This is a genomic window from Kitasatospora sp. NPDC001603 (genome assembly GCF_040298365.1).
Classification (GTDB): domain Bacteria; phylum Actinomycetota; class Actinomycetes; order Streptomycetales; family Streptomycetaceae; genus Kitasatospora.
The window spans coordinates 1-12,641 of the sequence record NZ_JBEPAA010000133.1; the positions used below are offsets into that span (position 1 = coordinate 1).

At 76.5% G+C, this 12,641-nt stretch carries 1 protein-coding gene and 1 pseudogene; both read right to left on the bottom strand.

Annotation, left to right across the window (positions count from 1 at the left end; translation table 11 throughout):
* Positions 1-2,000, bottom strand: a pseudogene (locus ABT263_RS37560) (type I polyketide synthase); the annotation flags it as partial.
* Between the two features lie 105 nt (positions 2,001-2,105).
* Positions 2,106-12,641: SDR family NAD(P)-dependent oxidoreductase (locus tag ABT263_RS37565; RefSeq protein WP_502885930.1), on the bottom strand; the 10,536-nt coding region annotated here is incomplete at its 5' end.

Genomic DNA, 12,641 nt, shown 5'->3' on the forward strand with positions numbered 1-12,641 from the left:
ATCGCCCCACCGGCGGGCAGCGCGTCCATCAACCGGGCCCGCGCCGACACCAGCGCACCCGCGTCCACCAGATCCAGGACCCCGGCCACATGCGCCGCCGCGATCTCACCCACCGAATGCCCCACCAGCACACGCGGAGCCACACCCCAGGAGGCGAGCAGCCGGAACAGCGCCACCTCCAGCGCGAACAGCGCCGGCTGCGCCAACCCCGTACGGCCCAGCCCCTCACCCGAGGCGACGACCTCGGCCACCGGCGCGTCGAGCACCGCACACACCTCGTCGAACGCCGCCCGGAACACCGGGAACGCCCCGTACAACTCCCGCCCCATCCCCACCCGCTGACCACCCTGGCCCGCGAACAGGAACCCCACACCCGCCCGAACCGCACCCGCTCCGGCGCTTACGACATCGGCGCCCAGCAGCACCGCCCGGTGCTCCAGCACCGCCCGCGACGTCGCCAACGACCACCCGACATCCACCGGGTCGACATCGCCCGAGGACGCCAGCTCCGCCACCCGGGCCAGCTGCCCGCCCAGCGCCTCCGTCGACCGCGCCGACACCACCCACGGCACCACCGGCATCGCCGCCCGGTCACCGCCCACCGCGACCGCCGCCGGATCCCCCTCTTCGATGATCACATGCGCGTTGGTGCCACTGATCCCGAACGAGGAGACACCGGCGCGACGCGGCCGGTCACCCGGGAACCACTCCCGGGCCTCATCCAGCAACTCCACCGCCCCGGCCGACCAGTCGATGAACGGCGACGGTTCCTTCGCGTACAGGCTCCGGGGCAGTTCCCCGTGCTGCATCGCCAGCACCATCTTGATCACGCCGGCCATCCCCGCCGCGTGCTGGGTGTGGCCGATGTTCGACTTCACCGAGCCCAACCAGAGCGGCTCGCCCTCGGCACGGTCCTGGCCGTACGTCGCCAGCAGCGCGTGCGCCTCGATCGGGTCACCCAGCCGCGTCCCCGTCCCGTGCGCCTCCACCGCGTCCACATCCGCCGCCGACAACCCCGCACTCGCCAACGCCTGTCGGATCACCCGCTCCTGCGACGGACCGTTCGGCGCCGTCAGCCCGTTCGACGCACCGTCCTGGTTCACCGCACTGCCCCGCACCACCGCCAACACCCGGTGACCCAAGCGACGGGCGTCCGAGAGCCGCTCCAGCAGCAGCACCCCCACGCCCTCCGACCAGCCCGCGCCGTCGGCCTCGGCCGAGAACGACTTGCAGCGGCCGTCCGGCGCGCCGACCCGCTGCCGCGAGAACTCCACGAAGGTCCGGGGGGTGGACATGACCGTGACCCCGGCGGCCACCGCGAGCGGGCACTCCTCGTTGCGCAGGGCCTGCGCCGCCAGGTGCAGCGCCACCAGCGAGGAGGAGCAGGCGGTGTCGACGGTCAGCGTCGGACCGGTGAAGCCGAAGGTGTAGGCGACCCGGCCGGACATGATGCTGGGTGCGCCGCCGGTGAGGACGAGCCCCTCCACCTCGGCCGGGGTCTCGTCGACGCGGGGGCCGTACTCGTGGCCGCTCGCCCCGACGAACACCCCGGTCCGGCTGCCGTGCAGCGCCACCGGGTCGATGCCCCCGTGCTCGAAGGCCTCCCACGCCGTCTCCAGCAGCAGCCGCTGCTGCGGGTCCATGGCCAGCGCCTCCCGCGGCGAGATGCCGAAGAAGCCCGCGTCGAACAGGCCCGCGTCGTAGAGGAATCCGCCGTCCCGGGCGTAGCTGTGGCCGGCAGCCTCCGGGTCGGGGTCGTAGAGCCGGTCGAGCTCCCAGTCCCGGTCGGTCGGCAGCCCGCCGATGGCGTCGACGCCGTCGGCGACCAGCTGCCACAGGTCCTCGGGCGAGCCGACCCCGCCGGGGAACCGGCAGGCCATGCCGACGATGGCGATGGGCTCGTTCGCCTTCTCCTGGACCTCTTCGAGCTGCCTCCGCACGTCACGCGCGTCGGCGATCGAACGCTTGAGGTATTCGCGGAGCTTGGATTCGTCGGACACGCGCGGTCACTCCCTGGTCGGTCGCATACGGCAGGCGGTGTGGAACATCGGGCGGTGGCACAGTGGGCGGCGGAAGAAAGCTCACCCCTCCTTGTCCGACAAGCCCTAGGGCCGGTCCTGGTCGACCAGGGCGAACAGCTCGTCGTCGGTGGCCGCGTCGAGGTCGTCGTCCTCCCCCGCGCGGTCCGCGGCGGGCGCCGCGCAGGCGTCGAGCAGTTCCCGCAGCCGGGCGGTGACGCGGCGGCGCGACTCCTCGTCGGTGAGGGCGCCCGCCAGGGAGTCGCCGACCGCCCGGAGGCCGGCCATCACCGGGTCCTCGTCGTCCTCGGGGAGCGCGAGCGCGCCGAGGATGTGGTCGGTGACCCGGGCCGGGCTGGGGTGGTCGAAGACCAGGGTCACCGGCATCCGCAGACCGCTCAGGGCGGCCAGCCGGTTGCGCAGTTCGACCGCGGTGAGCGAGTCCACGCCGAGTTCCTTGAAGGCGCGGGCGTCCCGCACCTGGGCCGGGTCGGAGTGCCCGAGCACGGCGGCGACCTGCGCGGTGACCAGGTCGAGCAGCGTGCTGCGCCGGTCCGCCCCGGACAGCCGGGCCAGGCGCTCGGCGAGGGACTGCGACCCGTCGCCGCCCGCCGCGGCGGTGCGCCGGACCACCGCGGTCCGCACCAGGTCGCGCAGCGGCGCGGGCACGCCGTCGGGGTCGGCGCGCAGGGCGCGGGTGTCGAGCCTGGCCGGGACGACCACGGGCTCGCCGGCGGCGAGCGCGGCGTCGAAGAGGGCCAGCCCCTCCTCCGCCGTCATCGGCACCAGCCCGCCGCGGGCCATCCGGGCGCGGTCGGCCTCGGCGAGGTGCCCGGTCATTCCGCTGGCCTGCTCCCACAGACCCCAGGCGAGCGAGAGCCCGGCCCGGCCGCTCGCGGCGCGGTGCGCGGCGAGGGTGTCGAGGAAGGTGTTGGCGGCGGCGTAGTTGGCCTGGCCGGCGGCGCCGTTGACGCCGGCGATGGAGGAGTAGAGGACGAACGCGGCCAGGTCGAGGTCGCGGGTGAGGTCGTGCAGGTGCCAGGCGGCGTCCAGCTTCGGCCGCAGGACGCGGTCGACCTGGGCCGCGTCGAGCGAGGTGAGCACCCCGTCGTCGAGGACGCCGGCCGCGTGGACGACGCCGGTCAGCGGGTGCTTCTCCGGGATGTCGGCCAGCAGGCCGGCCAGTGCCGCGCGGTCGGCGGTGTCGCAGGCGGCGAGCGTCACCCGGGCACCGGCCGCGCGGAGTTCGGCGGCCAGCGGGCCGGCCCCCTCGGCGGCCGCGCCGCTGCGGCTCGCCAGCAGCAGGTGCCGGACACCGTGGGCGTGCACCAGGTGGCGGGCGATCATCCCGCCGAGCAGACCGGTGGCGCCGGTGATCAGGACGGTGCCGTCGGGGTCGAGCGCGGGCGCCACGGTCAGGACGTTCTTGCCCACGTGCCGGGCCTCGCGCAGGTGCCGGAAGGCGTCCCTGGCCCGGCGCACGTCCCAGGCCCGGACGGGTGAGAGGGTCAGCGCGCCGGCCCGGAAGAGGTCCAGGATCTCGCGCAGCATCACCCCGATCCGCTCCGGTCCGGCGTCGACGAGGTCGTAGGCGCGGTAGGTGACGCCCTCGTGGTCGCGCGCGACGTCGGCCGCGGCCCGGATGTCGGTCTTGCCCATCTCCACGAACCGGCCGCCCGGCACGGTCAGCCGCAGCGACGCGTCGACGTACTCGCGGGCCAGCGAGTTGAGCACCACGTGGACGCCCCGGCCGCCGGTGGCGGTGCGGACGCGCTCCTCGAAGTCGAGGGACCGCGAGGAGGCGCGGTGCGCCTCGTCGACGCCGAGGTCACGGAGCACGCCCTGCTTGGCGGGGCTCGTGGTGCCGTAGACCTCCGCCCCGAGGTGGCGGGCCAGTTGGACGGCGGCCATGCCGACGCCGCCGGTGGCCGCGTGGATCAGCACCCGCTCCCCGGCCCGCAGCCCGGCGAGGTCCACCAGGCCGTAGTAGGCGGTGAGGTGGACGACCGGGACGGACGCGGCCTCCGCGAAGGACCAGCCCTCCGGCATCGGGGCGATCATGCGCCGGTCGGCGACGGCCACCGGGCCGAAGGCGTGGAAGAACATCCCGACCACGCGGTCCCCGGGCGCGAACTCGGTGACGTCCGGGGCCACTTCGGTGACGATGCCGGCCCCTTCGCTGCCGAGGACGACCTCGCCCGGGTACATCCCGAGCGCCATCAGGACGTCCCGGAAGTTCAGCCCGGCCGCCCGGACGGCGACCCGGACCTGGCCCGGCTCCAGCGGCCGGTCGGCGGTGTCGGCGGGCACCAGCGCCAGGCTGTCCAGCGTGCCGACCTCGGGGATCTCCAGCCGCCAGGCGGCGGAGTCCGGCACCGGGAGGGCCGGCCGGCTCGCCGCCGGGACGAGCCGGGGGACGAAGCACTCGGCGCCGCGCAGGACCAGCTGGGGCTCCCCGGTGGCCAGCGCGGCGGGCAGCGACCGGGCGGCGGCCTCGCCGTCGAGGTCGACCAGCCGGAAGCGCCCGGGGTTCTCGGTCTGGGCGGTCGCCAGCAGGCCGCGGACACCGGCCTGGACCGGGTCGCCGGCGAGGGAGTCGACCGTCAGCACGACGAGTTCGGTGCCCTCCAGCCGCTCGTCCGCGAGCCAGGACCGGACCAGGTCGAGCGTCCGGTGCACGGCCCGGCGGGCGGCGTCGGCGACACCCGCTCCGGTGTCCGCCCGGTCCGCGGGCCGGTCCGCGGGCGCCAGGACGACGGCCGGGCGGGGGCCGGCCGACGCGGCCAGGGCCGCCGGGTCGGGGAAGGAGGCCGGCCGGCCCAGCTCGGCGGGCCACCAGTCGGGCAGCTCACCGAGCACGGCCCAGTCGGTGGTGCCGGGGTCCGCCGGCGCGGGCCGCAGCGGCACCAGGTCGACCAGGTGCAGCGCGTCGGGCGTCCCCGCCCCGGCGGCGAGCGCCGCGCGGGCGGCGGGCCGCAGGACCAGCGAGTCGACGGTCAGCACCGGCGCGCCGGTGCCGTCGGCGAGCGCCACCGACACCGCGTCGGCGCCGACCGGGCTGATCCGGGCACGGACCCGGGTGGCGCCGGAGGCGTGCACCCGCACGCCCTGCCAGGCGAACGGCAGCCCGCCCTCCCGGTCGTCGACGAGCAGCAGGGGGTGCAGCGCGCTGTCGAACAGGCCCGGGTGCACGAGGTGGCCGTCGGGCTGCTCGCCCTCCAGCACGGCCTCGGCGTAGAGGTCCTCGCCCAGCCGCCAGAGCCGGCGCAGCCCGCGGAAGCCCGGCCCGTACCGGTAGCCGTCGGCGGCGAGCCGCTCGTACGCCCCGTCGAGGTCCACCTCGGTGGCACCGGCGGGCGGCCAGGCGCGCAGCTCGACCGGGGCGCCGCCGGTCGAGCCGAGTACGGCCTCGACGTGGTCGGTCCACGGCGGCGCGGCCTCGTCCGTCCCGGTGCGGGAGTGGACGCTCACCCGGCGGCGGCCCTCCTCGTCGGCCGGTGACACCACGGCCCGGACCAGGACGCCGCCGCGCTCCGGCACGACCAGCGGGGCGGTGATGGTCACCTCCTCCAGGCAGGGTGCGCCGACCCGGTCGCCGATCGCGGTCAGCAGGTCGGCGAAGGCCGTCCCGGGCACCAGGACGCGGTCGAACACGGTGTGGTCGGCCAGCCACGGCCGGGTGTCCAGGGCGAGCCGCCCGGTCAGGACCAGCCCGCCGTCCGGCAGGTCGACGGCCGTCCCGACCAGCGGGTGGCCGGTGCCGGCCAGCCCGGCGGCGGTCACGTCGGTGGCGGCGGTGACGGGGCCGAGCCAGAACCGCTCGCGCTGGAACGGGTAGGTGGGCAGGTCGACCGGCCGGCCGGGGACGGCGCCGAGCGGGCGCGTCCAGTCCACCGGGACCCCGCGCACGTACAGTTCGGCGGCGCTGCCCAGGAACTGGTCGAGGCCGCCCCGGTCGCGCCGGAGCGATCCGGTGACCGCGACCGCGGGCCGGTCGCCGCTCTCGGCCCGGTCCCGGATCCCGACGGTGAGCACCGGGTGCGGGCTGCACTCCACGAACACGCCGTGCCCGGTGGCCAGCAGCTCGCCGACCACCTCGTCGAGGCGGACGGTGCGGCGGAGGTTCTCGAACCAGTAGGCGGCGCCCATCTCCGCCGTGTCGAGCCGTCCGCCGGTGACGGTGGACCACATCGGCACGGTGCCGGAGACCGGGGCGACCGGGCCGAGTTCGGCGAGCAGCCGCTCCCGGAGCGGCTCGACCTGGACGGAGTGCGACCCGTAGTCGACGGGGATCCGCCGCACCTGGACGTCCGCCGCGAGCAGCTCGGCCTCGAAGGCGTCCAGCGCGTCGACCCAGCCGGACACCACGGTCGCGCGCGGTCCGTTCACCGCGGCGACCGAGAGCCGGCCGTCCCGGCCGGCCAGGGCGGCCGTCACCTCGGCCTCGGGCAGCGGGACGGACAGCATGCCGCCCGAGCCGGCCAGTTCGGTCAGGGCCCGGCTGCGCAGCACCACGATCCGGGCGGCGTCCGCGAGCGAGAGGCCGCCCGCCACGTGGGCGGCCGCGATCTCGCCCTGGGAGTGCCCGACGACGGCGGCGGGGTGGACGCCCAGCGAGCGCCAGAGCTCCGCCAGCGACACCATCACCGCGAACAGCGCGGGCTGCACCACGTCGACCCGGTCCAGCGAGGGCGCGTCCTCGGCGCCCGTCACGACCGCCAGCACCGACCAGCCGGTGAGCTCGCCGATCGCCCGGTCGCACGCCCGCAGGGCCTGCTCGAACACCGGGGCGGTGGCGACCAGTTCACGGGCCATCCCGATCCACTGGGAGCCCTGGCCGGGGAAGACGAACACCACGGCGCCGGGTTCCTCGGTCCGTTCGCCGAGCACCGCCCGGGCGTGCGGCTCCCCGGCGGCCACGGCCCGCAGGGCCGTCCGCAGGTCCTCGGCGCCGTCGCCGAGCACCACGGCACGGTGCTCGAACTCCGACCGGGTGGCGAGCAGGGCCGCGGCGACCTGCGCCGGGTCGTCCACCGGCCGGTCGGCGAGCAGGCCTGCCTGGGCCCGCAGGGCCGGCAGGCTCCGGGCCGAGAGCACCCACGGCACGACGCCCGGGGCCCGGACGGCGGCCGGGGCGACGGGCACCGCGGCGGGCGGCTGCTCGATGATCACGTGGGCGTTGGTGCCGCTGATGCCGAAGGACGAGACCGCGCCGCGCCGGGCCGCGCCGCCGGCCGGCCAGGGCCGGCTGCCCGCGAGCAGCTCCACCCCGCCCGCCGTCCAGTCCACGTGCGGGGACGGCTCGTCGGCGTACAGGCTCCGGGGCAGCACCTCGTGCCGCAGCGCCATGACCAGCTTGATGATGCCCGCGACGCCGGCGGCGGCCTGGGTGTGCCCGAGGTTGGACTTCACCGAGCCGAGGTAGAGCGGCCGGTCCGCGTCCCGGTCCCGGCCGTAGGTGGCCAGCAGGGCCTCCGCCTCGATCGGGTCGCCGAGCCGGGTGCCGGTGCCGTGCGCCTCCACCACGTCCACGTCGGCCGGGGTCAGCCCGGCGTTCGCCAGCGCCTGCCGGATCACCCGCTGCTGCGACGGGCCGTTCGGAGCGGTCAGGCCGTTGGACGCGCCGTCCTGGTTGACCGCCGAGCCGCGCACCACCGCGAGCACCTGGTGCCCGTTGCGCCGGGCGTCCGACAGCCGCTCCAGGACGAGCACCCCGACGCCCTCGGACCAGCCGACGCCGTCGGCCGCGGCCGAGAACGGCTTGGACCGGCCGTCGGGGGCCAGGCCGCGCTGGCGGGCGAACTCGACGAAGGTGCCGGGCGTCGACATCACGGTGACGCCGCCGGCCAGGGCCATCGAGCACTCCCCCGCCCGCAGCGCCTGCGCGGCGAGGTGCACCGCCACCAGGGACGAGGAGCAGGCGGTGTCCACCGTGATCGCCGGACCGGTCAGACCGAAGGCGTAGGAGAGCCGGCCGGACAGCACGCTGCCGGTGTTGCCGGTCAGCAGGATGCCTTCGAGGTCCTCCGGCATCCGGTCCACGCTGGGCGCGTAGTCGTGGTACATCTGCCCGGCGAACACGCCGGTCCGGCTGCCGCGCAGGGTGGCCGGGTCGATCCCGGCACGCTCCAGCGACTCCCAGGCCGTCTCCAGCAGCAGGCGCTGCTGCGGGTCCATGCCCAGGGCCTCGCGCGGCGAGATGTCGAAGAACGCGGCGTCGAAGTCGGCGGCGCCGTGCAGGAAGCCGCCGCCGGTCGCGTAGGTGTGGCCGGGCCGCTCGGGGTCCGGGTCGTACAGGTCCGCCGGCCAGCCCCGGTCCTGCGGGAAGCCGGACACCACGTCGCGCTCCTCGGCGACGACCCGCCACAGGGCCTCCGGGGAGTCCACCTCACCGGGGTAGCGGCAGGCCATCGCGACGATGGCGATCGGCTCGTCGGCCGTGGCCCGGTCCGGCCGGCCCGGCGCCTCCTCGGCCGCGGGCTCGCCGGTCAGCCCGGCCAGCAGGTGGGCGGCCACCGCCCGGGGCGTCGGGTAGTCGAAGACCAGCGTGGTCGGCACCCGCGAGCCGAGGGCCGCGGCCAGGCCGTTGCGGAGCTCGACGGCGGTCAGCGAGTCCAGCCCGAGGCTCTGGAAGGTCCGGTCCAGGTCGAGGGCGTCGGCGTCGGCGTGGCCGAGCACGGCGGCCGTGGTGTCCCGCACCAGCCCGGTCACGGCGGCCGCGCGGTCGGCGACCGGCAGCGCCGCCGCACCGGCGAGCGGGCCGGCGGCGGCGCCGCGCCGCGCGGGGGTCCCGGCGCGGAGCAGGCCGCGCAGCAGTGGCGGCACCGGGCCGCCCGGGACGGCGGCGGTGTCGAAGCGCATCGGCACCACCAGCGCGCGGTTCTGCCGCACCGCCAGGTCGAACAGCCGCACCCCCGTGTCGTGCGGCAGCGGGAGCACGCCCGTCCGGGCCATCCGCGCCATGTCGGTGTCCGTCAGGCTCTCGGCCATGCCGCCCGCCTGGGCCCACAGGCCCCAGGCCAGGGAGGTGGCCGGCAGGCCGTGCCGGACGCGGTGCTCGGCCAGCGCGTCGAGGAAGGCGTTGGCGGCCGAGTAGTTGGCCTGGCCGGCCGCGCCGATCTGGGCCGAGACCGAGGAGTAGAGCACGAAGGCGGTGAGGTCCAGCTCCCGGGTCGCCTCGTGCAGCGCCCACGCGGCGTCGACCTTGGGCCGGAGGACGGCGTCCACCCGCTCCCCGGTCAGGGCGGTGACGATGCCGTCGTCCAGCACACCGGCGGCGTGCACCACCGCCCGTACCGGATGCGCGGCCGGGACGTCGCGCAGCACGGCGTCCAGGGCCGCCCGGTCGGCGGCGTCGCAGGCGGCGACGGTCACCTCGGCCCCCAGCTCGGCGAGTTCGTCCCGCAGCAGGGCCGCCGACGGGGCCGCCGGGCCGCTGCGGCTCAGGACCAGCAGCCGCCGGACGTCGTGGACGCGGACCAGGTGCCGGGCCAGCGAAGCGCCCAGCTCGCCGGTACCGCCGGTGAGCAGCAGCGTCCCCTCCGGGTCGAACCGGAGCTCCGGCGCGTCCGCCGCGGGCGCCAGCCGGGCCAGCCGCGGCGCCAGGACGACGCCGTCGCGCAGCGCCAGTTCCGGCTCGGCCACGTCGGGCAGCGGCAGCGCCGCCGGGCCGGGCCGGCCGGTCACCGCGACGATCCTGAACCGGCCCGGGTGCTCGGTGCTCGCCGACCGGAGCAGCCCGCGCACGCCCGCCGCGGCCACATCGGTCTCGTCGAGCACGAAGGCCAGGCAGGCGTCGGCGAACCGCTCCTGCGCCAGCCAGCCCTGGACCAGTCGGAGCGCCCCCCGGGTCAGCTCGTGGGCCGAGGCGACGACGTCCGCGCCACCGGCGGGCACCGAGACCGTGACGAGCGCCGGCACCGGACCGGACAGCGCGGCCGGATCGGCGTCCCAGGCCAGCTCGACCTGGTCCGCGGCCTCGGCCCCGGCCGTCCCGACCGGGGTCCAGTCCACCTGGAAGAGGTGCCTGGCAGCGGCGTCGGCGGGGCCGCGTGCCTCGCGCCAGGTGAGCGAGTCGACGGTCAGCACCGGCCGGCCGGCCGCGTCGGCGAGGTGCAGGGCCACCGCGTCGGGCCCCACCGGGGTGATCCGGACCCGCAGCCGGCCGGTCCCGGTCGCGTGGACCTCCACGCCCTGCCAGGCGAACGGCAGCAGGCGCGGGCCGTCCCCGGTGGTGGCGCCCGGCAGCCACGGGTGCAGGGCGGCGTCGAGCAGCGCGGGGTGGACGACGAAGGCGTCCTCGGCGGGCGCCGCCCGCTCGACCTCGGCGCAGAGGTCCGCACCGGCCCGCCAGAGCCGCCGCAGCCCGCGGAAGGCCGGTCCGTAGGCGTAGCCGTGCTCGGCCAGCCGCCGGTAGACGTCCGTCGTGTCGACCTCGACCGCCTCCGGCGGCGGCCACGCCCCGGCGGCCGACGGCTCGGCGGCGGCCCGGCCGAGCAGACCGCTCGCGTTGCGCGTCCACTCGTCCTCGGCGTCGGCCCGCGAGTCGACGCCGAGGTCCCGGCGCCCGGCGGCGTCCTCGGCCGACACGGTCACCCGGATCAGGGCGACGCCGTGCTCGGCGAGGGGCAGCGGCGCGGTCACCGTCAGGTCCTCGATCCGGGGCGCGCCGACGCGGTCACCGGCCGCGACGGCCAGCTCGACGAAGGCCGCGCCGGGGAGCAGCAGTCCTCCGGGCACCACGTGGTCGGCCAGCCAGGGGTGGGTGGCGAGGGAGATCCGCCCGGTCAGCACCGTCCCGCCGTCAGGGAGTTCGACGACGGCGGCGAGCAGCGGGTGGGCGGCGTCGGTGAGTCCGGCGGAGGCGACGTCACCCGCGACGGGCTCCAGCCAGTAGCGCTCGCGCTGGAAGGCGTACGTCGGCAGCTCGACCAGACGCGGGTGATGCCCCGCGAACAGCGCCGCCCAGTCGACGTCCGCACCGTGGACGAAGGCGTGCGCGAGCGCCGTCACCGCCTGGCGGGCCTCCGGCCGGTCCCCTCGCAGCGCGGGCGCGGCAGCGTCGACGAGGGCGGAGAGCACACCGTCGGGGCCGAGTTCGACCCAGGCGCCCACACCCGCCGCCTCGACCGCGTCCGCGAAACGGACCGTGCGGGACACATGGTCCACCCAGTAGGCCGGGTCGCACCACTCGCCGTCGACCGGCAGGCCGGTGACGGTCGAGACCGCCGCAAGGCGCGGCGGGTGGAAGGTCAGACCCGCCACCACCGCACGGAAGTCCTCCAGCATCGGCGCCATCAGCGGGGAGTGGAACGCATGGCTGACCTCCAGCCGCTTGGTGCGGCGGCCCGGCAGCGCCTCGACGACCCCCCGAACCGCGCCCTCCGCACCCGAAACCACCACCGAAGTAGCCGAGTTGACCGCCGCGACACCCACCTCCACGAGCCCGGCGAGCAACGGGAGGACCTCCTCCTCGGCCGCCTCCACCGCGACCATCGCCCCACCGGCGGGCAGCGCGTCCATCAACCGGGCCCGCGCCGACACCAGCGCACCCGCGTCCACCAGATCCAAGACCCCGGCCACATGCGCCGCCGCGATCTCACCCACCGAATGCCCCACCAGCACACGCGGAGCCACACCCCAGGAGGCGAGCAGCCGGAACAGCGCCACCTCCAGCGCGAACAGCGCCGGCTGCGCCAACCCGGTGCGGCCCAGGCCCTCACCCGAGGCGACGACCTCGGCCACCGGCGCGTCGAGCACCGCACACACCTCGTCGAACGCCTCCCGGAACACCGGGAACGCCCCGTACAACTCCCGCCCCATCCCCACCCGCTGACCACCCTGGCCCGCGAACAGGAACCCCACACCCGCCCGAACCGCACCGGCTCCGGCGCTTACGACATCGGCGCCCAGCAGCACCGCCCGGTGCTCCAGCACCGCCCGCGACGTCGCCAACGACCACCCGACATCCACCGGGTCGACATCGCCCGAGGACGCCAGCTCCGCCACCCGGGCCAGCTGCCCGCCCAGCGCCTCCGCCGACCGCGCCGACACCACCCACGGCACCACCGGCATCGCCGCCCGGTCACCGCCCACCGCGACCGCCGCCGGATCCCCCTCTTCGAGGATCACATGCGCGTTGGTGCCACTGATCCCGAACGAGGAGACACCGGCGCGACGCGGCCGGTCACCCGGGAACCACTCCCGGGCCTCGCCCAGCAACTCCACCGCCCCGGCTGTCCAGTCGACGTGGGGTGTCGGGGTGTCGAGGTGCAGGGACCGCGGCAGCAGACCGCTGCGCAGCGCCATCACCATCTTGATCACGCCGGCCACACCCGCGGCCGCCTGCGTGTGCCCGATGTTCGACTTCACCGACCCCAGATACAGCGGCCGGTCCGCGTCCCGCCCGCGCCCGTACGTCGCCAGCAACGCCTCCGCCTCGATCGGGTCACCCAACCGCGTCCCCGTCCCGTGCGCCTCCACCGCGTCCACATCCGCCGCCGACAACCCCGCACTCGCCAACGCCTGTCGGATCACCCGCTCCTGCGACGGACCGTTCGGCGCCGTCAGCCCGTTCGACGCACCGTCCTGGTTCACCGCACTGCCCCGCACCACCGCCAACAC